At 66.2% G+C, this 20,876-nt stretch carries 14 protein-coding genes, 1 tRNA gene and 1 pseudogene; 8 read left to right on the top strand and 8 right to left on the bottom strand.

Translation table 11 applies throughout. The features are described 5' to 3' along the window. Positions 1-12 precede the first annotated feature (12 nt). Positions 13-987, top strand: coding sequence for a quinone oxidoreductase family protein (locus AC1DOP_RS08295; protein WP_441934847.1), 975 nt, complete (start codon positions 13-15; stop codon positions 985-987). Positions 988-992: 5 nt separating this feature from the next. Continuing rightward, complete coding sequence (locus tag AC1DOP_RS08290; RefSeq protein WP_441934824.1) at positions 993-1,139, top strand: hypothetical protein; 147 nt, start codon at positions 993-995, stop codon at positions 1,137-1,139. A gap of 163 nt (positions 1,140-1,302) precedes the next feature. Here AC1DOP_RS08290 and AC1DOP_RS08285 read toward each other — a convergent pair whose 3' ends face one another. Further along, positions 1,303-1,944, bottom strand: coding sequence for a DUF4136 domain-containing protein (locus AC1DOP_RS08285; protein ID WP_441934825.1), 642 nt, complete (start codon positions 1,942-1,944; stop codon positions 1,303-1,305). 211 nt (positions 1,945-2,155) lie between these two features. Here AC1DOP_RS08285 and pepN point away from each other — a divergent pair, with 211 nt between their 5' ends. The 4 genes from pepN to AC1DOP_RS08265 all read left to right on the top strand — a co-directional run bounded on the left by pepN (position 2,156) and on the right by AC1DOP_RS08265 (position 7,049). Further along, positions 2,156-4,810: an aminopeptidase N gene (pepN, locus tag AC1DOP_RS08280; protein WP_477250743.1), complete on the top strand. Its 2,655-nt coding sequence runs from the start codon at positions 2,156-2,158 to the stop codon at positions 4,808-4,810. A gap of 23 nt (positions 4,811-4,833) precedes the next feature. Next, the gene (locus tag AC1DOP_RS08275; RefSeq protein WP_441934827.1) at positions 4,834-5,835 is read left to right on the top strand and encodes a class 1 fructose-bisphosphatase; all 1,002 of its coding nucleotides are present in this window, start codon (positions 4,834-4,836) and stop codon (positions 5,833-5,835) included. 64 nt (positions 5,836-5,899) lie between these two features. Next, positions 5,900-5,975, top strand: a tRNA-Thr gene (locus AC1DOP_RS08270). A gap of 291 nt (positions 5,976-6,266) precedes the next feature. Beyond that, entirely contained in the window at positions 6,267-7,049 is a 783-nt protein-coding gene (locus AC1DOP_RS08265; RefSeq protein WP_441934828.1) for an ElaB/YgaM/YqjD family protein, read from the top strand. A gap of 153 nt (positions 7,050-7,202) precedes the next feature. Here AC1DOP_RS08265 and AC1DOP_RS08260 read toward each other — a convergent pair whose 3' ends face one another. Both AC1DOP_RS08260 and AC1DOP_RS08255 read right to left on the bottom strand, forming a co-directional pair. Further along, entirely contained in the window at positions 7,203-10,316 is a 3,114-nt protein-coding gene (locus AC1DOP_RS08260; protein WP_441934829.1) for an efflux RND transporter permease subunit, read from the bottom strand. 10 nt (positions 10,317-10,326) lie between these two features. Then, a complete protein-coding gene (locus AC1DOP_RS08255) occupies positions 10,327-11,448 on the bottom strand; it encodes an efflux RND transporter periplasmic adaptor subunit (protein ID WP_477250742.1) in 1,122 nt (373 codons plus the stop codon). A 149-nt stretch (positions 11,449-11,597) separates the two neighbouring features. Here AC1DOP_RS08255 and AC1DOP_RS08250 point away from each other — a divergent pair, with 149 nt between their 5' ends. Together AC1DOP_RS08250 and AC1DOP_RS08245 are read left to right on the top strand one after the other, a co-directional pair. Next, positions 11,598-13,166: a DUF1800 domain-containing protein gene (locus tag AC1DOP_RS08250; protein ID WP_441934831.1), complete on the top strand. Its 1,569-nt coding sequence runs from the start codon at positions 11,598-11,600 to the stop codon at positions 13,164-13,166. 22 nt (positions 13,167-13,188) lie between these two features. Then, entirely contained in the window at positions 13,189-14,436 is a 1,248-nt protein-coding gene (locus tag AC1DOP_RS08245; protein ID WP_477250741.1) for a DUF1501 domain-containing protein, read from the top strand. A 302-nt stretch (positions 14,437-14,738) separates the two neighbouring features. Here AC1DOP_RS08245 and AC1DOP_RS08240 read toward each other — a convergent pair whose 3' ends face one another. The 5 genes and pseudogenes from AC1DOP_RS08240 to AC1DOP_RS08220 form a co-directional block, all read right to left on the bottom strand. After that, a complete protein-coding gene (locus AC1DOP_RS08240) occupies positions 14,739-15,491 on the bottom strand; it encodes a 2OG-Fe dioxygenase family protein (protein WP_441934833.1) in 753 nt (250 codons plus the stop codon). Between the two features lie 23 nt (positions 15,492-15,514). After that, positions 15,515-17,578, bottom strand: coding sequence for a TonB-dependent receptor (locus tag AC1DOP_RS08235; protein WP_477250740.1), 2,064 nt, complete (start codon positions 17,576-17,578; stop codon positions 15,515-15,517). Between the two features lie 11 nt (positions 17,579-17,589). Beyond that, positions 17,590-18,099 (bottom strand): DUF6702 family protein, encoded by a 510-nt coding sequence (locus AC1DOP_RS08230; protein ID WP_441934835.1) that lies wholly within the window; start codon positions 18,097-18,099, stop codon positions 17,590-17,592. After that, the gene (locus AC1DOP_RS08225; RefSeq protein WP_477250739.1) at positions 18,096-20,546 is read right to left on the bottom strand and encodes a M1 family metallopeptidase; all 2,451 of its coding nucleotides are present in this window, start codon (positions 20,544-20,546) and stop codon (positions 18,096-18,098) included. The genes AC1DOP_RS08230 and AC1DOP_RS08225 overlap by 4 nt, the downstream gene beginning before the upstream one ends. Before the next feature lie 6 nt (positions 20,547-20,552). After that, positions 20,553-20,876: pseudogene (locus tag AC1DOP_RS08220) on the bottom strand (aminopeptidase); the annotation flags it as partial.

The raw sequence follows: 20,876 nt of genomic DNA, 5'->3' as shown, positions 1-20,876 counted from the left end.
ACGAGAATGGCAATGGCAAAAGCGATCCGCTACGCGCGTACCGGCGGTCCCGAGGTGATGGAACTGGCCGAGGTCGAGGTCGGCGAGCCCGGCCCCGGTGAAGCGCGCGTGCGCAACCATGCGATCGGCCTGAACTTCATCGACGTCTATTTCCGCAACGGCCTGTATCCGGCCCCGCTGCCAGGCGGCCTGGGGCAGGAGGGCGCCGGCGTGGTCGAGGCGGTGGGCGAGGGCGTGACCCATGTGCGGCCGGGCGACCGCGTGGCCTATGCGGCGCGTCCGAACGGCGCCTACAGCGAGCTGCGCGTGATGCCGGCCGACACCCTGGTCAAGCTGCCGGACGAGATCGACTTCGAGACCGGCGCCGCGATGATGCTGCAGGGCCTGACGGTGCAGTACCTGTTCCGCCGTACCTATCCGCTGAAGGCCGGCGACACCATCCTGTTCCACGCGGCGGCCGGCGGCGTCGGCCTGATCGCCTGCCAGTGGGCGCGCGCTCTCGGCGTGAACCTGATCGGCACGGTGGGGTCAAACGAGAAAGCGGAACTGGCCCGGCAGCATGGCGCGGCCCACGTCATCAACTACAACACCGAGGATGTGGTACAGCGCGTGCTGGAGATCACGAACGGGGCGAAGGTGCCGGTGGTTTACGATTCGGTCGGCAAGGACACCTTCCTGCGCTCGCTCGACTGCCTGCAGCCGCTGGGCCTGATGGTCAGCTTCGGCAACTCGTCCGGCGCGGTGCCGCCCTTCGCGCTCTCCGAACTGGTCTCGCGCGGCTCGCTCTACATCACGCGCCCGACCTTGCAGACCTATGCGGCGAAGCGCGAAGACCTGGAAGCGATGGCGGCCGACCTGTTCCAGATGGTCGCCAGCGGCAAGATCAAGATCGAGATCCACCAGCGCTTCCCGCTGGCGGACGCAGCCCAGGCCCACATCGCGCTGGAATCGCGGCGCACCACCGGCAAGACCATCCTTCTGCCATGACAGCCATGAGAGAGTTCAGCGACGACAACGAACCCCCGATCGAGCCCCAGCAGGACGACAGCCCGCGCTTTGGCCGCCTGCTGGCGGTGCTGGCGCTGGCGGTTTTGCTGATTGTGGCGATTACGTTTTTTTCGGAGAGGTATTTGGCCTGAAGTGAAGTGTGCGGCGGCCCACAGCTTCAGTACGTCGTTCCCGCAGCTTCAATGCGTCGTCCCGCGCAGGCGGGAGCGACGAGTAATCGCGGGAACGACGGGCAAACAAAACGGGACGCCTGCCCTCGAGCAGCGCGTCCCGTTTTCATTCAAGGGCTGAAACTCAACCCTTGCGCGGCTCCTGCTTCAACTCGATCACCCGCGCCCCGCCATTCGGCCCCGGAAAGCCTTCGAAGGCGCTCTGCACCAGCGCCGGCATCACCGCCGGGGTCGACATCGTCTTGCTGACGTTACGCACGGTCACGTCGAACAGGCGCTTGCTGTCGGTCGCCGAGCTGATGGAGATCTGCAGCTGGCGGTGATAGCGGTGTTCCTCTTCCACGTCGTAGCGCGGCACCGGGCCCCAGAACGGGTCGTAGAATGGGTTGTACCAGCCGCCGCCCCAGTAGCGGCGGCGGAAACCGCCGTAGCCGAAGCGCGCCGAATAGGGATAGAAGGGCGCATAGGACGGATACAGCACCTGGGTCGGCACGTCGACGGTAACGAAACGCACCGCCACCTTCAGGGCCGCCGACTGCGGCGCCTCGTGGAAGCCGAGGCGGCTCAGCTGGTCGCGCACCAGGTTCTCGTAGTTCTGCAACTCGAGCGTGTTGTCCTGCGGGGCCGGGGCCTCGAAGGCGTAGCTCTTGTCGGCGATCTGGGCCGGCCATTGGTGGAAGGTGGTGACGTCGCTGCGGATCGTGGTCGCGCAGCCGCCCAGCAGCAGGCTCAAGGATGCCGCCGCCGCGATCATTATGCGTTTCATGACATGCTCCATCTGACTATCTTTGTTTCAATCGGAATTCTTCACGAATACAGTTTACGCCTGCTGTTCAATTTTCAGAAATACATTTACGGGCGGTTACGGCAGCTACAGTGCGATACATATAAAAACCGCAGACGAACGTGGAATCGAAGCATGCCGCCGCTATTGGTAAAATAAGCATTCATTCCACCATCGTTCGCGGACCCCAACCATGCGCACCGATACGCCCCAGACCATCTACCGCAAGGACTACACTGCCCCCAGCTACCAGGTCGACACCGTGGAGCTCGGTTTTGACCTCGATCCCGCCCGCACCATCGTCGCCAACCGGATGACGATGCGCCGCAATCCGGACAGCAGCCGGCGCGACATCGAATTGTACGGCGAGGATATTGAACTGGTGGCAATCCGCCTGAACGGCAAAACCCTGGCCGAGGGCGATTACACGATCGACGGCACGGTATTACGCATCCCGAACACGCCGGACAGCGTCACGCTGGAGATCGAGACAATTTGCGTTCCCGAGAGTAACACGACGCTCAGCGGCCTCTACGTTTCGAACGGCAATTTCTATACGCAGTGCGAAGCCGAGGGCTTCCGCCGCATCACCTGGTTCCCGGACCGTCCGGACGTGATGGCCAAGTACATGGTCATGCTGCGCGCCGACAAGGACAAATATCCGGTCCTGCTCTCGAACGGCAACCTGGTCGAAGAGGGCGAGCTGCCCGACGGCCGCCACTACGCCAAGTGGGAAGACCCGTTCAAGAAGCCGTCCTACCTGTTCGCCCTGGTGGCCGCGCGCCTGGTCTGCCAGGAGGAAAAATTCAAGCTCCAGGACGGCCGCACGGCATTACTCCAGGTGTGGGTGGAAGAGGGCAACCTCGACAAGACCGATTACGCGATGCAGTCGCTCAAGCGCAGCATCCGCTGGGACGAGGAGCGTTGGGACCTCGAGCTCGACCTCGACCGCTTCATGATCGTCGCCGTCGGCGACTTCAACATGGGCGCGATGGAGAACAAGGGCCTGAACATCTTCAACACCAAGTTCGTGCTGGCCAATCCGCGCGTCGCCACCGACTTCGACTTCCAGGGCATCGAAGCCGTGGTCGGCCACGAATACTTCCACAACTGGACCGGCAACCGCGTCACCTGCCGCGACTGGTTCCAGCTGTCGCTGAAGGAAGGCCTGACCGTGTTCCGCGACCAGGAATTCTCGGCCGACATGATCGGCACAGACACCGGCCGCGCGGTCACCCGCATCGACCAGGTGCGCACCCTGCGCCAGGCCCAGTTCCCGGAAGACGCCGGCCCGATGGCCCATCCGGTGCGCCCGGACTCCTTCGTCGAGATCAACAACTTCTACACCGTTACGGTGTACGAGAAGGGCGCCGAAGTGGTCCGCATGCTCCAGACCCTGCTGGGCCGCGAAGGCTTCCGCAAGGGCATGGACCTGTACTTCGACCGCCACGACGGCCAGGCCGTCACCTGCGACGACTTCCGCATGGCGATGGCCGACGCCAACGGCCGCGACCTGACCCAGTTCGAACGCTGGTACAGCCAGGCCGGCACGCCCATCGTGCAGGCCGAGACCCGCTACGACGAACAGGCGAGAACCTATACCCTGCGCCTGATCCAGTCCTGCCCGGCGACCCCGGGCCAGCCGGACAAGCTGCCCTTCCACATTCCGGTGGCCGTCGGCCTGCTGGGCAAGGATGGACGCGACCTGCCGCTGACCATCGACGGCCAGCAGCCCGGCACCACGGCCGTGCTGGAGCTGGTCGATGCCGACCAGACCTTCGTCTTCACCGACGTCCAGGAACAGCCGACGCCATCGATCCTGCGCGACTTCTCGGCCCCGGTGATCCTGAAGCACGGCTACAGCGACGCCGAACTGGTCCACCTGTTCAGCCACGACAGCGACCCGGTCAACCGCTGGGAAGCCGGCCAGCGCCTGGCCATGGGCCGCCTGCTCAAGCTGACCGGCATGGCCGGCGCCAACGGTGGTCCGGACGCGCTCGACCTGGACGACGTCTTCGTCGAAGCGATGCGCAAGATGCTGCTTGATGAAAGCCTCGATCCGGCCTTCCGCGAACAGGCGCTGCTGCTGCCCTCGGAAACCATGATCGCCGACCAGCTCGACGTGGTGGATCCGCTGGCGATCCATACCGCGCGCCAGTTCGTGCGCGCCGACATCGGCGCCCGCCTGCGCACCGAGCTGCTGGCCCAGTACCAGGCCAACCAGACCCCGGGCGAGTACAGCCCGGACGCCGCCTCGATCGGCAAACGCGCGCTGAAGAACCTGGCGCTGAGCTACCTGTGCGCGGCCCCGGACGAGGAATCGATCGCCCTGGCCCAGCGCCAGTTCGACGAAGCCACCAACATGACCGACCGCGCGGCCGCCCTGAGCGCCCTCGTGCATGCGCGCGCACCCGGCGCCCGCGATGCGCTGCAGCGCTTCTACGACGAGTTCCAGGGCGAGGCCCTGGTGGTCGACAAGTGGTTCATGATGCAGGCATCGGCCCCGACCACCGACGTGGCGGCCGTGCGCGAGCTGATGAAGCACCCGGCCTTCACGCTGCGCAACCCGAACCGCGCGCGCAGCCTGGTCGCCGCCTTCTGCGTCAACAACCCGGTGCAGTTCCACGCCCCGGACGGCAGCGGCTACGCCTTCTGGGCCGAGCAGGTGATCGCCCTGGATGCGCTCAACCCGCAGGTGGCCAGCCGCCTGTCGCGCGCCATGGACCGCTGGCGCCGCTTTTCGCCGGCCCTGCAGGCGCACATGAAGAAGGCGCTGCAGCAGGTGGCCGGCCAGGGCAAGCTGTCGAACGACGTGCGTGAAGTCGTCAGCAAAGCACTCGCCAATTAACTATTACAAACCAAAGGAAGTCCATGAAACGTGTCAGCCTGACCCAATACCTGGTTGAGGAGCAGCGCCTCCACAACAACATCCCGGCCTCGCTGCGCCTCCTGATCGAGGTGGTCGCGCGCGCCTGCAAGACCATCAGCCACTCGGTCGGCAAGGGCGCCCTCGGCGACATCCTGGGCAGCGCCAACACTGAGAACATCCAGGGCGAGGTGCAGAAGAAGCTCGACGTCATATCGAACGAGATCCTGCTCGAAGCCAACGAATGGGGCGGCCACCTGGCGGCCATGGCCTCGGAAGAGATGGAATCGATCCACCCGATCCCGAACCGCTACCCGATGGGCGAATACATGCTGCTGTTCGATCCGCTGGACGGGTCCTCGAACATCGACGTCAACGTCTCGATCGGCACCATCTTCTCGGTCCTGAAGGCGCCGGAAGGCATGACCGCCCCGACCGAAGCCGACTTCATGCAGCCGGGCACCAAGCAGGTAGCGGCCGGCTACGCCGTCTACGGCCCCCAGACCATGCTGGTGCTGACCACCGGCGACGGCGTCAACTGCTTCACCCTGGACCGCGAGATGGGTTCCTGGGTCCTGACCCAGAAGGACATGCAGATTCCGGAAGAGACCAAGGAATTCGCGATCAATATGTCGAACCAGCGCCACTGGCATCCGCCGGTGCAGCGCTACGTCTCCGAAATGCTGGCCGGTAAAACCGGTCCGCGCGGCAAGGACTTCAACATGCGCTGGATCGCCTCCATGGTGGCCGACGTGCACCGCATCCTGAACCGCGGCGGCATCTTCATGTACCCCGCTGACCTGCGCGATTCCAGCCAGCCGGGCAAGCTGCGCCTGATGTACGAAGCCAATCCGATGGCCTTCATCGTCGAGCAGGCCGGCGGCGCCGCTACGGACGGCCGCCAGCGCATCCTCGACATTCCGCCGACCAAGCTGCACCAGCGCGTGCCGGTTTTCCTCGGCTCGAAGAGCGAGGTCGAGCGCGTGACCAGTTACCACCAGGAGTAAGCTGGACAAAATTGCCGAGCCGGGCTAGCCAGTTGACGAAGTTGTTTGTTAGAATACGGCTCCCGCCGCTGTAGCTCAGTCGGTAGAGCAGCGCATTCGTAATGCGAAGGTCACCAGTTCGATTCCGGTCAGCGGCACCAGTTTTGGCGTAAAAGGCATCCCATCGGGGTGCCTTTTTGCTTTCCAACGCTCCCTTTCTCCACGATCCAACAGCTCTGTTAGTCAGCGCACAGTCCCCATCGACCGTAAGTTGTATTTTTTCTATCGCGACGCTGCGCAACCGGTGTCGAACCGGCATCGCGGCCCTACCCAGCGAAACCCGAAATGGATCATCCCTATGCGCGGAACTCCTGAAAGTGTTCAGGGTCAATGTGTTGATGGTCGAGTATCGGTCTACTCCGCGTTCGTCAAAATTTTACGAGGAATACATCATGGATAATCAAAAGCCGAGCGAAGCAAAAGGTAGCAATGCAGGTAATCAGGGCAGCTCGAACAGCTCGGGTAGCCTGAACAAGAGCAGCCAGCCGAACCAGGGCAAGGACCAGATGGGTTCGACCGGATCGAGCACCGGCGGCGCGACCGCGTCGAGCACCGGCGCCGTGGGCGGCATCAGCAATGCCGGCTCGTCGTCGACCTCGACCTCGTCGCAGGGCGTCGGCTCGATGGGTGCGATGAGCGCCAGCGGCTCGACCGCCAGCGGCACCAACAGCTCGACCGGTTCGACCGGTTCGACCGGCTCGTCCAACCTCAACCGCGGCGGCTCCAGCATGGGTCCCACTGGTTCGTCGGGCAGCAGCCAGAGCGGCATGGGCACCGGCTCGGCCACCGGTTCCGGCACCGGCGGCGACATGAAGGACATGGCGAACAAGGCACAAAACCTGGTCGACCAGAAGGCCCAGGACCTGCACGGCAAGATCGACCAGGCCGCGGACGCCGCCAAGCCGATGGTCGACAAGGCCGTCAACAGCGTGCAGCCGGTGGTCGACCGCCTGGCAACGACCGCCCACGCCGGCGTGGACAAGCTGCAGGGCATGCTGAGCGGCGCGGGCGACAGCCTGGGTCAGCGCAAGGAACAGCTGACCGACGCCTATGGCCAGTACATGGACCAGGGCCGCGAATACGTGCGCCAGAACCCGGGTACCGCCGTGGCGATTGCTGCGGGTGTGGGCTTCCTGCTGGCCAAGATCCTGGGTGGTGGCCGTCGCGATTATTGATCGTTAGATCGATTGGTAGGTGAGCAAGCCGGCCCGTGGGCCGGCTTTTTTGTTGGCTTCAGAACGTCGTCCCCGCGGAGGCGGGGACCCAAGTCTTGCACGCGTTTCGGTAGCGCCGGCCAACTTGGGCCCCCGCCTGCGCGGGGGCGACGTTCATTTGACCGCGCTTTCCTCACGCGCCCGCTGCCGCGGCTGCTTCCGCAACTTCCTCCCCATCCGTCCGAACCAGTGCTCGGCATCGTCCACATAGGTGAACACCGCCGGCACCACCAGCAGGCTCAACAGGGTCGAGGTGATCAGGCCGCCGATCACGGCCACCGCCATCGGCGAGCGGAAGCTCGGGTCGCCGGACAGGCCGAGGGCCAGCGGCAGCATGCCGGCGCCCATCGCGATCGTGGTCATGACGATCGGGCGCGAGCGCTTGTGGCAGGCGTCCACCAGGGCGTCGAAGCGGTTCATGCCCGCCTTCCGCGCCAGGATCGCGTAGTCGACCAGCAGGATCGAGTTCTTGGTCACGATCCCCATCAGCATGATCAGGCCGATCATGGTCGGCATCGACAGCGCATCGTGGGTCAGGAGCAGGGCCACGAAGGCGCCGCCGATCGACAGCGGCAGCGCGGCCAGGATCGTCACCGGCTGCAGGAAGTCGGTGAACAGCAGCACCAGCACGCCGTAGATGCACAGCACGCCGATCAGCATCGCCGTGCCGAAGCTGGCGAACAGCTTGCGCATCTCTTCGGCGTCGCCCAGCTCGGCGATCGTTACCGAGGCCGGCAGCTTGCGCAGGGCGGGCAGGGCGCGCGCCTCGGTGTTCACCTCGCCCAGCGAGCGGCCGTTCAGCTCCACTTCCAGGGTCACGTTGCGGCTGCGGTTCAGGCGGTCGATCTGGGCCGGGCCGCTTTCCATCGTGATGTCCGCGACGTTGGCCAGCAGGACCGGGCCGTTCTTGCCCGGCACCGTCAATCGTCCGATGGCATCGAGGTCGGCGCGCACCGCGTCCGGCAGCTTCACGCGGATCGGCACCTGGCGCTCGGACAGGTTCATTTTCGCCAGCACCTGCTCGTAGTCGCCGGCGGTGGCCACGCGCACGGTCTCGCCGATACTGGCCGCGGTCACGCCCAGGTCGGCGGCGCGCGCGAAGTCCGGACGCACGATGATCTCCGGCCGCACCAGCGACGCGCTCGAGCTGACGTTGCCGATGCCGTGCAGGGTGCGCAGTTCGCGTTCGGCCTGGCGCGCGGCGGCCGTCAAGGCCACCGGATCCTCGCTGCGCAGCACCAGCTGCATCTTGACGCCGGATTCCGGCGGGCCGACCGTGAAGCGTGCGCCCGGGATGTCCATGAGTCTTGCACGCAGGCGGGATTCGATCCGGGCCAGCGATTCCTTGCGGTCGTCGCGGTGCACGGTGGTGACGGTCAGCACGGCGCGGCGCGCTTCGGCCGCGGCGCCCGGTGCGAACACGTCGCCGCTGGAGCCGCCGCCGACGGAGCTGAACACGGTCTTGATGAGCGGGTCGCGCAGGGCCAGTTGGCGCACCTGCTCGGTTACCGCGCGCGTCTGCTCCAGGGTCGCGCCGGGCGGCAGCTCGACCTTGATCTGGGTCTGGGCGCGGTCGCCGGCCGGGATGAAGCCGGTCGGCAGCAGCGGCACCAGCGAGATCGAGGCGGCGAAGAACGCGGCCGCCGCCAGCATGGTCAGGCCACGGTGGCGCAGGCACCACTGCATGGCGCGCATGTAGCGGCGCATGATGGGGCCGTCCTTCTCTTCCGTTTGCCTGGCCGGCTTCAGGAAGTAGGCCGCCATCATCGGCGTCAGCAGGCGCGCCACCAGCAGCGAGGCCAGGATGGCCAGCACCGCGGTCCAGCCGAACTGCTTGAAGAACTTGCCGGGGATGCCGCTCATGAAGGCGGTCGGCAGGAACACCGCGACCAGCGAGAAGGTCGTCGCGATCACCGCCATGCCGATCTCGTCCGCCGCTTCCAGCGCGGCCTGCATCGGCGTCTTGCCCATGCGGAGGTGGCGCGAGATGTTCTCGATCTCGACGATGGCGTCGTCGACCAGCACGCCCACCACCAGCGCCAGCGACAGCAGGGTCACCATGTTCAGGGTGTAGCCGAACAGGTACTGGCCGAGGAAGGCCGGGATCACCGACAGCGGCAGGGCGGTGGCGGCGACGATGGTGGCGCGCCAGTCGCGCAGGAACCACAGCACCACCAGCACGGCCAGGATCGCGCCCTCGTACAGCATCTCCATCGAAGCGTCGAAGTTTTCCTGCACCGGCCGGGCATTGTCGATCACTTCGCGCAGCACCACGTTGCCATGTTTCGCCTGCAGCTCGCGCACGGCGGCGCGCACGCCCTCCGCGACCTCGGTCTCGCCGGCGCCGCGGGTGCGGAAGATCTCGAAGCCGACCACGGTGTGGCCATCCTGCTCGGCCAGGGCGCGCGGCTCGGCGATGCTGTCCGATACCGTGGCGATGTCGTTCAGGCGCACATGGCGGCCGTCCGGCAGCGGGATCTCCATGCGCGCCAGCTCCTGGGCCGTCCGCACCGTGGCCAGGGTGCGCACCGACTGCTCGGCACCGCTGACGTCGCCGCGTCCGCCGGGCTCTTCGCGCTGCACGTTGCGCAGCTGGCGCGAGACGTCCAGGGCCGATACCCGCAGCGCCGCCATCCGCGCTTCAATGAGTTCGACCCGCACTTCGCGGAACACGCCGCCGACGCGCTTGACCGCGCCCACGCCCGGCACGCTGAGCAGGCGCTTGGAGACGGTATTGTCGATGAACCAGCTGAGGTCGGGCGCATCCAGCGCCGGCTTGCCGTTGGCTTGCGCCGCCTCGGCGGTGAAGGTCAGCACCACGCGGCCGGCGGTGATGGTCTTGGTCACGCTGGGGTCGCGCATCTCGGCCGGCAGGTCGGCGCGCACCCGCGAGACGGCGTCGCGCACGTCGTTGACGGCGTCCGACAAGTCCTTCTCGAGGATGAATTCGACGGTGACGGTGGCCACGCCGTCCAGCACCCGCGTGTAGATGTTCTTGACGCCTTGCAGGGTCGCCACCGAGTCTTCGATCTTGCGCGCGACCTCGGTCTCGAGCTGGGCCGGGGCGGCGCCGTCGAGGGTGGCGGTGACGGTCACGATGGGCAGCTCGATGTCCGGGAAGTCCTGCACCTTGTTGGCGCGGAAGGCGAGGATGCCGGCCAGCGTGAGCAGGACGAACAGCATGATCGCCGGGATCGGGTTGCGGATCGAAAGGGCCGAGAAATTCATCGCCGTCCCTTCAGCGCGCCGGCATGGCGACCGGCACCACGTTGCGCACCAAATCCCCATCGTTGAGGAAGCCGGCGCCGCTGACCACCACCAGCGCATCCGCCGGCAGCCCGGCCACCACCTCGACCCGCTCACCAAGGCGGCGTCCGGTGGTGACCTTGACCTGGCTGACGCGGTTGTCCGGATTCAGGCGGAACACATAGGCGAAACCGTCGCGCACCGCGACCGCCTGCTGCGGCACCGTCAGCGCATCGGACTCGCCCAGTTCGAACCGGCCGCCGGCGAACATCCCGGCCTTCAATGGCGCGTCAGGCGACAGGCTGGGCGGCAGGTCGACGTAGACCAGGGCCACGCGGGTCTGCGGATCGACGGTCGGGGCCACCGTGCGCACCGTGCCCTTGACGACGGCGCCGCCGGCGGTCCTGACCTCGGCCTTCAGGCCAGGCTTCATGCGCGGCAGTTCGGCCGCCGTGACCTCGGCCCGCCACTCCAGCCGGCCCTGGCGGATCATGCGGAACAGTTCCGTGCCCACGCCGGCGACGGCGCCCACGGTGGCGCTGCGCGCCGAGATGACGCCGCTGTCCGGCGCCACCACCTGGGTGTACTTCAGGCGCAGCTGCTGTTGCGACAGGGTGGCGCGCGCGGCTGCCACCCGTGCGTTGGCGGTGCGCTCGGCGGTGATGTACTGGGTGACCTGCTGCGCGCTCATCGCGCCCGAGCTTTGCAGGGCGCGCGCGCGCTCGGCGTCCGCCTGAGCGGCGGCGGCATTCGCTTCGGTTTCCTGCAGGGCGGCCCTGGCCTGGGCCAGGTCGGCGTTGACGACGTCGGCGTCGAACACGGCCAGCACCTGGCCCTTCCTGACGACGTCGCCGACGTTGACGCGCACCTCGCGCAGGCGCAGGCCGTTCGACTCGCTGCCGATCACGGCTTCCTGCCAGGCGGCGACGTTGCCGTTGGCGGCGAGGCGCAGCGGCAGGCGTGCGCTGGCGGGGCGCGCCGTGGTGACGGTCAGCGCCGGACGGGGTGCCGCCGCCTTCTTGTCGTCGGCGGCGCGGCCGGTGGCGAGGACGCCGGCCAGGCCGGCCAGCACGACCACCGGAAGGAGAACGAGGAGGGGGCGGAGTCTGGTCATGGTCACGACAGTGTAGCAAAAGGAAGGCGGCGCGGCGCCTCGTGTATGTACGGCGACTGCGGTTACAAATCCTTACTTTTGCAAAGAGGCAGTCCTATCTACACTTCCTGGTAGAGATGATTGTTCGATAAACCTCCGGAGCGTTCACCATGACCAGCCGTCCTTTGCTCGCCATCCTCGCAGCAAGCCTGCTTTTCACACCGGCGCTCCACGCGGCGCCGCTCGCGCCCGACCAGCAGGCGGTGCATGTGCTGAACCGCCTGGCCTTCGGTCCGCGTCCGGGCGACATCGAGCGCGTCCAGCGCATGGGTGCGCAGCAGTACATCGATGAGCAGCTGCACCCCGAGAGCATCCCGATGCCGCCGGAATTGTCGGCGCGCCTGGATGCGCTGGAGACCGTCAAGCGCAGCGCCGGCACGGCCCTGGGCGACTACATCGAGCTGCGCAAGGAAGTGCGCAACGAGGAAGAAGGCGCCAAGCAGCGCCGCCGCATCGAGCAGGGACGCGCCACCCGCGAGGAAGCCGAGGCGCGCCTGCTGCGCGCGGTCGAGAGTCCGCGCCAGCTCGAGGAGGTGATGGTCGACTTCTGGTTCAACCATTTCAACGTCTTCGCCGGCAAGGGCATCGACCGCGCCCTGGTGGCCAGCTATGAGCGCGACGCTATCCGTCCCTACGCACTGGGTTCCTTCCGCGCCCTGCTGGGCGCCACCGCCAAGCACCCGGCAATGCTGTTCTACCTCGATAACGTGGTCTCCTCGACGCCGCGGCCGAATGCGAAAGGCAGAGCGCAAGGCCTGAACGAGAACTATGCGCGCGAACTGATGGAGCTGCACACGCTGGGCGTGGACGCCGGCTATACCCAGCGCGACGTGACCGAGCTGGCGCGCATGCTGACCGGCTGGACCTTCGACCAGCGCCGCCTGGTGCGCATGGGTGAAACCTTCCGCTTCGACGCCGGCCGCCACGACAAGGGCGCCAAGACCTGGCTCGGGCACGAGATTCTGCCTACTGGCCAGGACGAAGGCGAATACGCGCTCGACGTGCTGGCCATGCACCCGGCCACCGCGCGCCACATCAGCTTCCAGCTGGCCCAGTACTTCGTCAGCGATACGCCGCCGCCGGCCCTGGTCGAGCGCATGAGCCGGACCTGGCTGGCCAGCCAGGGCGATATTCGCGCCGTGCTGAAGACCCTGTTCTCCAGCAGCGAGTTCATGGACAGCGAGGCCGCCGGCGCCAAGTTCAAGACGCCCTACCAGTTCGTGGTCTCGGCCGCGCGCGCCGGCAGTGCGCCGCTGGTCAACGTCGGTCCGCTGGTGAACACCATGAACCAGCTCGGCATGCCGCTGTACGGCTGCCAGACCCCGGACGGCTACAAGAATACCCAGGAGGCCTGGCTGAACCCGGACGCCCTGACGCGCCGCATCGCCTTCGCCACCGCGCTGGCCCAGGGCCGGCTGCCGCTGGCGACCAGGCCGCTGCTGGCGCCGCCGCCGCCGGCCCCGCCGATGCAGAACCTGGCCGGCAGCGACGCCTCCCCGGCGATGTTCGCGCCGCCCCCGCCGACGCCGCCCGCACCGCCGGTGCCGCTGGATGCGGCCAGTCTGCGGGCCACGCTGGCGGGTTCGCTGTCGCCGCGCACCGCCGACACCATCGCGCGTAGCCCGGACAATCTGCGCGCGGCCATGCTGCTGGGCAGTCCCGACTTCATGCAGCACTAACCTCGATACCTGGAGAACGACCATGCAACGCAGGGATTTCCTGAACACGCTGGCGCTGGGCGCCGGCATCATGCTGCCGCTGGGCCGCCACGCCTGGGCGGTCACAGGCAGCGGCACCGCCGACAGCCCGACCCGCAGGAAGCTGGTGGTGGTGATGCTGCGTGGGGCGGTGGACGGCCTGAACGTGGTGGCGCCGGTGGGCGACGAGAACTACCTGCGCCTGCGTCCCGGCATCGGCCTGGCCAGCCCCGGCATGGAGAACGGCGCGCTCGACCTGGACGGCTACTTCGGCCTGCATCCGGCGCTGGCCAGCCTGCAGCCGCTGTGGCAGCAGAAGAAGCTGGCCTTCGTGCATGCCAGCGGCTCGCCCGACGCCACCCGCTCGCACTTCGACGCCCAGGACTACATGGAATCGGCCACGCCCGGCCGCAAGAGCACGCCGGATGGCTGGATGAACCGCCTGGTCACGGCCCTGCCGGGGACCGCCACGCCGAGCCGCCTGCTGGGCATCGGCCCCGTCATGCCGCGCATCCTGGCCGGCCAGGCCGCGGCCGTCAACCTGCCGAACGTGGCCTCGGCTACCCGTGCCGACATCCTCGACCGCCCGGCCGTCGGCGCCGCCTTCGACCAGCTCTACGCCGGCCACCCGCGCTTCGGCCGCGCCTACGAGGATGGCCGCAAGGCCCACCGCGAAGTGATGATGGCCGCCGCCGAGACGCCGCAGATGCAGGCGGCCGATCGCGGCGCGCCGCTGCCGAACGGCTTCCCCGACGATGCCGCGCGCCTGGCGACGCTGATGCGCAACGATCCGAAGATCCAGATGGCCTTCGTCGCGCTGGGCGGCTGGGATACCCACGTGGCGCAGGGCGCCGGCACCGGCCAGCTGGCGAACCGCCTGGCGCCGCTGGGCCAGGGCCTGGCGGTGCTGGCCGAACGCCTGGGCAGCCTGTTCGACGATACCGTGGTGGTCGTGATGTCGGAGTTCGGCCGCACCGCGCGCGAGAACGGCACCGGCGGCACCGACCATGGCCACGGGAACGTGATGTGGGTAATGGGAGGGAAGGTCAGCGGCGGCCGGGTCTACGGCGACTGGCAGGGCCTGGAAGAGGCTGCGCTGAACGAAGGCCGCGATTTGCCGGTGACGACCGATTTCCGTTCGGTCCTGGCGCAAATCGCCGAACAGCATTTACTTTTGAGCGATAAGCAGCTGAGCCAGGTCTTTCCCGCAATGCCGCAAAAAGCAGCGTCCTTCCGCGTGCTCAAGGCCTGATTGTAGGAGCGGTCCCACTGGAGGACGAGGTCAACGCGCTATCGTAGTTTTACCGTATTGCGGTGCACAATAAATGGCGCTATAGTTGAACCGTCTCCTCCAGTTTTCTCCGGAATCTGGATTCCGCCCGCTCCGCAAGGTAGCGGGTTTTTTTTTGCCCGTAGCTTTAAAGACGACGTCCCCGCGATTCAAACCGTCGTCCCCGCGAAGGCGGGGATCCAAGTTTGCATGCGTATCGTCAGCGCGGACAGAACTTGGGTTCCCGCCTGCGCGGGAACGACGGTCTTGCGTTTCGTGGTGGCTTACGCTCCCGTGGTCTCCACATCATCGCCCTGGAACGCCCCGGCCCGCCAGGTCAGCACCAGGGTATCCCGATGTCCATGCTCCCCCAGCGGCTGGATCGGCGTCGATTCGTGGATCACGGCTGCGTCGTCGAGCAGCAGCATGGTCCAGGGTTCCAGCATGGTGAAGCGCTGGCCTTTCGGGCCCTCGGCTTCGAACACGCGGGTCTCGCCGCCCTTGATGTTTTCGCGGCCGATCAGGATCACGGCCACGAAGTCGACGCCATCGCGGTGGGCGCCTTCCGGCGTCGGGCGGCCGATGCCGTCGGCGGTGTCGATGCGGAACTGGTGCGCCTCGACATACCAGGTCTGCTCGCCCTTCACCGTCGAGCACACCGCGCCGAGTGAGCGCAGCAGCTTGTTCCAGGCCGGCTGCTCGGCGGTGCCGGGTTCGATCGGTACGAACAGGCGGTGCATGCCGCCGTGCAGGGCGTTGTATTCGACCGGCTGCCAGTGGGCGCGGTGGGGACTCTGCGTGAGCGCGCCGCCGTCGTCGACGAAGCAGGAGTGGCGCCGGCGCCGGTAGCGGCCGCCGTCCTTCAGGTAGTTGTCGAGTTCCAGCCGGTCCCAGCTCGGCGCGAGGGCCTGCAGTTCGTCGAGGGAGCAGCCGGCCAGGCTTGCCACGTCTTGCGGACGCAGCAGCGCATAGCCGTCCGTGCGCAGCGCATCGGCGATGCGCGACGGGTCGGTATAGGGTGGTTGCGGTGTAGTCATCCCGCTAGCGTAGCACTTTTTGCCTACCAATTCTTGATGAGGGTAAGGCGGAAGGAGCGCGATTCGAGCGGATGGAAGTGGATGTCCTCGCGCGGCTCGCTCTCGCCGCGCAGCTGCGACGCATAGTAGTAGTCGATCGCCGAGACCTTCTTGTTGGCCAGGTTGAAGCCTTCCAGCTCCAGCCGCAGGTCCCTGGCGATGCGATAGCCGATGCGGCCGTTCAGCGTGGTGCTGGCATGCGAGCGCACGCTGTTGTCCTCGATGAGGGGACGCGGGCCGAAGTAGCGCAGGCGCAGCGCGCCTTCCCAGGCGCCGTTCTTGCCGAGCTGGCTGGCGGTGATGGCCAGCTGGCCCACGCCTTCGACCGCGCCCGGAATGCGGTCCTCGCCCGGCTCCACGTCGCGCGTGCGGGCCCGCGCGAAGGCGGCGTCGAAGTCGATCGACAGCCACTTCCCCGGCTTGTAGTAGTTCGAGAATTCGATGCCGTAGCGGCGGCTGGGTGAGCCGGCCTCGGTGGTGCCTTCGTCGCCGACATAGCTCAGCTCCGAATCGAAATCCAGGCGGTACAGCGACAGCGCGGTCTGCATCTTCGGAATCGCATCAAGGCGCAGGCCGATCTCCATGCCGCGCGAGCGCACCAGGCCCGGCGACTGGCCGAGCGCCGCCAATGTCTTCGGATCGATGGTGGCGACCGTGCCGCGCGCATCGTTGCTGTGGAAGCCCTGGCCATAGTTCAGATACAGCTCGCTGCTCTTCCACGGGCCGAACACCAGGTTCATCGACGGACTGACCAGGGTGTCGCCGGCGCTGCCGGAGTTGGCGGCCAAATCGCTCTTCACGCGGAAGCGGTAGTGATCGGCGCGCAGGCCGACGATGGCGCGGAAGAACTCGCCCCAGCGCGTGGCGCTCTCGATCCAGGCGGCGCGGCTGGTCTCGACGATGTGGTCCTGGCGCGTGGTCTCCAAGGTCTGGCGCCCCTGGGTGTGCTGCAAGCCGTTGAAGATATTGTCGCTCTGGGCCTGCAGGCCGACGCTCAGGTCCGAGGTGACCGTGTCGGTGCGGTGCGCATGCCAGGTGTGCAGGGCATTGAAGCCGCCGGTCACGCGGCGGTCCGGCTGGGCGAACTGGTCGCCATGCAGCGGGTCTTCCATGTAGTAGGTGAAGTTCGACCACAGGTCGAGCTGGTTGCGGATCAGGTAGGCGCTCACCTTCGACATCGAGTCGGCCGAGGTCTGGCGCCACACGCCGGACAGGCTGTAGCGGCGCGCCTCGCCGCCGTCGCTGTCGTCGACCAGGTCGAAGCGGCCGATGCGGCCGTCGTCCACCGCGCGTTCGGGGATCTGATCGGTGGAATTCCAGCGGCCGCGATAGGCCATCGCGGTGACGCTCCAGCCATTGTTCGCATAGCCGCGGCTGTAGCGCAGCACGCCGTTCACCTTCTGGTAATCGTCCGGATGGGTGAAGGGACCATCGTTGTGCAGCAGTTCCAGCGCATAGGTGAGGGCGCCGCCGGCCGCATCCCTGGACGCCGCCAGCGCGCTGCGCGCATAGCCGTTCTGGCCGACGCTCAGCGTGGCCACATCGCGCACCAGGCGGTTCGCATAGGTGACCGAGGCGCTGCCGGCCGAGGCGAAGTCGCCTTCGCGAGCCGAGTACGGTCCCTTGCGGTAGTCGAGACGGGCGGTCAGTTCCGGGATCAGGAAGTTCAGGTCGGTCCAGCCCTGGCCGTGGGCGTGCGAGCGCTGGTTGACCGGCATCTCGTCCACGTAAGTGGCGAGGTCGGTGCCGTGGTCGAGGTTGAAGCCGCGCAGGTAGAACTGGTTGGCCTTGCCTTCGCCGCTGTGCTGGCTGACGATCAGGCCGGGCGCCGCTTCCAGCAGTTCGCCGGGACGGTAGATGGTGCGCATCTCCAGCTCTTTCTGGCTGACGCTGCCGGCATTCGCGGAGTCAAGCAGGCCGAGCTGGCTCGCGCGTGACCCTTCGACCAGTACGCGCTGGATCACGAAATCGTCGGCATGTGCAGCGGGGTGAACCAACAATGGGGAAAACAGCGCGGCCAGCGCGCAAGGCAGGACTCGAAGACGCATTGAACTGGAACTTAATGTACTGAAAACTCGGGGTGATTGCTGCTGAAGCCGAAGGTGCGGATGCTGCCGGCCACCGTCAGGTTGACGGTATTCAGCTGGTCGGGCAGGAAGTCGATCATCACTTCGTCGTGGAGGAACTCGACCTTCGAGGCCGGCGTCTGCTGCACTTCCTGGAACACGACGACGCTCTGGGCGTCGGCCGTCATGCCGACCCAGTTCAGCGGCAGGCGGCGCTTGTCCTTGTCCGCCAGCCAGAACTGCTTTTCGACATACTTGCGGAACACGGCCTGGTCGTCCGGGTCGGACAGGTCGAACTGGCGCTGGTACAGATTGGTCAGCAGGGCCTCAACGTCGTGCGCCATATAGGTGTGCACGACTTCAAGGCTGCCGGTACGCTCGTTGTAGCTGATGTCGGTGATCCCGGCGTGGAAGTTGTGCGCCGGCGCCAGCGCGCAGGCGCCCGCCAGGACGGCGGCCGCTGCACACCGGGCGATAAAGCCACGATAACGGTGAAAGCTCATTGCACCTTCCTGCCCGCTTCGATGGACTGCTCGGCATCCTTCACGGCTTCCTTGCTGTCCTTCTTGGCGTCTTTCGTTTTCAGTTTCTCGCTATAGTCTTTCATCATGTCGTCCTGCGGGCGCTGGCTCTTGAACAGTTCCAGGCGCGACGGCGTCACCTTGCGCGGCCAGGCGTTGTCGCTGGTGTCGATGTCGGCGGTTTCCAGATAGGGGTCCTGCACCAGGCTGGTCATCGGCTCGTCCGTGATGATCAGTTTCGTGATCTTCTTCGGGTTGTAGCGCCACACCTCGGCCGGCACGCGCTCGACGTACTTCTTGCCGCTGGCCAGGGTGATATCGAGGATCAGCGGGGTCACCAGGCCACCCTTGTTGCTGAAGTCGACCAGGTAGAGGTGCTTGCCTTCCTTCAGCAGCGCCTTTTCCCAATCCTCCAGCCCCTCCATGGTTTCATTGTACTTGTTGCGGTCCTTGTTGGTGACCGTGAAGTCGTCGTGCTCGTTGTAGAAATCCTTCAGTTCCGGATGCGCGTCGACGCGGCGCGGCAGGCTGCCCCTGTTGCGCTGGTCGGTGATCGACACCGGTTCCTGGTCCTTCAGGGATCTCTTCCACTTCTTCTCGACTTCCGGATCCTTGGTCCCGATCGTGTACTCGCTGATGCCGTCCACGCTCACATCCACCGCGTCGGTGGTGTAGAACCAGCCGCGCCAGAACCAGTCGAGGTCCGTGCCGGAAGCGTCTTCCATGGTGCGGAAGAAGTCGGCCGGAGTGGGGCGCTTGAACTTCCAGCGCTCGGCATAGGTGCGGAAGGCGAAGTCGAACAGTTCGCGGCCCAGCACCGTCTCGCGCAGCACGTTCAGCGCGGTGGCCGGCTTGGCGTAAGCATTGCTGCCGCGGTTCGTGATCGATTCCGAGTTGGTCATGATCGGCTGCTGGTTGCGGCTCTTCATGTAGTCGACGATGTTGCGCGCTTCGCCGCGGCGGGCCGGGTAATTGTCTTCCCACGCGGTCTCGGCGAGGAACTGCATGAAGGAGTTGATGCCTTCGTCCATCCAGGTCCACTGGCGCTCGTCCGAGTTGACGATCATCGGGAAGTAGTTGTGGCCGACCTCGTGGATGATCACGCTGATCAGGCCATACTTGGTGCTGCGCGAGTAGGTCAGCTCGCCGGTCTTCTTGTCCTTGGTCGGGCGGCCGCCGTTAAACGAGATCATCGGGTATTCCATGCCGCCCACCGGGCCGTTCACGGAAATCGCCACCGGGTAAGGGTAGTCGAAGGAATACTTGTTGTACTGGTCGATGGTGTGGATGATGGCCTGGGTCGAATACTTTTCCCACAGCGGGTTGCCTTCCTTCGGATAGAAGGACATGGCCAGCACGTCGGTACCGCCCTTCCTGAAGCCCTGCGCGTCCCAGATGAACTTGCGGCTGGTGGCCCAGGCGAAGTCGCGTACGTTCTTCGCCTTGAAGCGCCAGGTCTTGGTGGTGGTGGCGCGGCCCTTCTCGCGGGCTTCCGCATCCGCCTGGCTGGCGATGATCACCGGCTGGGTGGCGCTGCGCGCCTGCTTCAGGCGCTCGCGCTGGGCGCTGGTCAGGACTTCGCCTTCGTTCTGCAGCTCGCCGGTGGCGGCGACGATGTGGTCGGACGGCACCGTGATCTCGACGTCGTAGTCGCCGAATTCCAGCGTGAACTCGCCGTCGCCCAGGTACTGCTTGTTCTGCCAGCCGTGGGCGTCGTAGTAGGCGGCCATGCGCGGATAGAACTGGGCGATCTCGAACAGGTCGTTTTTATCTTGTTTATCGAATCGTTCGAAGCCCATGCGGCGGCCCAGCACGTTCGTCTCCGGCACATTGAAGGACCACGCCATATTGAAGGAGAAGCGCGAGCCCGGCTTCAGCGGCTGGTCGAGGTCGATGCGCATCATGGTCTTGTTGATCACGTAGCGCAGCGGCTTGCCATCAGTGCCGGTGACGCTGGCGATCTTGAAGCCGCCGTCGAACTTGCGGCTCTCGACCAGGAAGCGGGCCGCTTCGTACTGCAGGCCAGGTTGAGCTCCACCCGGGCCGCCGGCGCCGGCCGTGCGCCATGCCTCGCGCGAGGGGTAGCTCGAGATATTGCGGTTGTCCGAGTCGGCGCGGAACATGTTCTGGTCCAGCTGCACCCACAGGTAGTTCAGCGTGTCCGGCGAGTTGTTGTGGTAGGTAACGGTCTCGCTGCCGCTCACGGCGCGATTCGCTTCGTCCAGTTGGGCGCGGATCTTGTAGTCGGCGCGCTGCTGCCAGTAGGCGTGGCCCGGTGCACCCGAGGCGGTGCGGGTGTCGGTGGGCGTGGGCAGCAGCTCGTCGAGCTGGCGGAATTTGTCGTCGAATTGCTGGGCGAAGGCCGAGCCGGTGATGGCGGCGATCAGCGAAAAGGCGGCGAGGCTGGCGGGCAGGCGTTTCATGGTCATGTTCATTTATTTCGCGATCGGTTGGGCGTCCTTGTCGTCCGCTTTTTCCTTGGTTTTCAGCTTTTCGCTCAGTTTCTCGTTATAGTCTTTCATCATGTCGTCACCGCCACGCTGCGACTTGAACAGCTCCAGGCGCGACGGCGTCACCTTGCGCGGCCAGGCGTTGTCGCTCAGGTCCGTATCCGCGGTTTCCCAGTACGGGTCCTGCACCAGGCTGGTCATCGGCTCGTCGGTGATGATCAGCTTCGTGATCTTCTTCGGGTTGTAGCGCCACACTTCGGCCGGCACGCGCTCGACGTACTTCTTGCCGCTGGCGAGCGTGATCTCGAG

It is taken from the genome of Massilia sp. 01N410 (assembly GCF_056399665.1).
This window is presented reverse-complemented; position numbering and strand designations above follow the sequence as displayed.

Coding starts and splice junctions, on each gene's coding strand:
- AC1DOP_RS08295 (WP_441934847.1), top strand. CDS start 13: ATGGCAAAAGCGATCCGCTACGCGCGTACCGGCGGTCCCGAGGTGATG.
- AC1DOP_RS08290 (WP_441934824.1), top strand. CDS start 993: ATGAGAGAGTTCAGCGACGACAACGAACCCCCGATCGAGCCCCAGCAG.
- AC1DOP_RS08285 (WP_441934825.1), bottom strand. CDS start 1,944: ATGAAACGCATAATGATCGCGGCGGCGGCATCCTTGAGCCTGCTGCTG.
- pepN (WP_477250743.1), top strand. CDS start 2,156: ATGCGCACCGATACGCCCCAGACCATCTACCGCAAGGACTACACTGCC.
- AC1DOP_RS08275 (WP_441934827.1), top strand. CDS start 4,834: ATGAAACGTGTCAGCCTGACCCAATACCTGGTTGAGGAGCAGCGCCTC.
- AC1DOP_RS08265 (WP_441934828.1), top strand. CDS start 6,267: ATGGATAATCAAAAGCCGAGCGAAGCAAAAGGTAGCAATGCAGGTAAT.
- AC1DOP_RS08260 (WP_441934829.1), bottom strand. CDS start 10,316: ATGAATTTCTCGGCCCTTTCGATCCGCAACCCGATCCCGGCGATCATG.
- AC1DOP_RS08255 (WP_477250742.1), bottom strand. CDS start 11,448: ATGACCAGACTCCGCCCCCTCCTCGTTCTCCTTCCGGTGGTCGTGCTG.
- AC1DOP_RS08250 (WP_441934831.1), top strand. CDS start 11,598: ATGACCAGCCGTCCTTTGCTCGCCATCCTCGCAGCAAGCCTGCTTTTC.
- AC1DOP_RS08245 (WP_477250741.1), top strand. CDS start 13,189: ATGCAACGCAGGGATTTCCTGAACACGCTGGCGCTGGGCGCCGGCATC.
- AC1DOP_RS08240 (WP_441934833.1), bottom strand. CDS start 15,491: ATGACTACACCGCAACCACCCTATACCGACCCGTCGCGCATCGCCGAT.
- AC1DOP_RS08235 (WP_477250740.1), bottom strand. CDS start 17,578: ATGCGTCTTCGAGTCCTGCCTTGCGCGCTGGCCGCGCTGTTTTCCCCA.
- AC1DOP_RS08230 (WP_441934835.1), bottom strand. CDS start 18,099: ATGAGCTTTCACCGTTATCGTGGCTTTATCGCCCGGTGTGCAGCGGCC.
- AC1DOP_RS08225 (WP_477250739.1), bottom strand. CDS start 20,546: ATGACCATGAAACGCCTGCCCGCCAGCCTCGCCGCCTTTTCGCTGATC.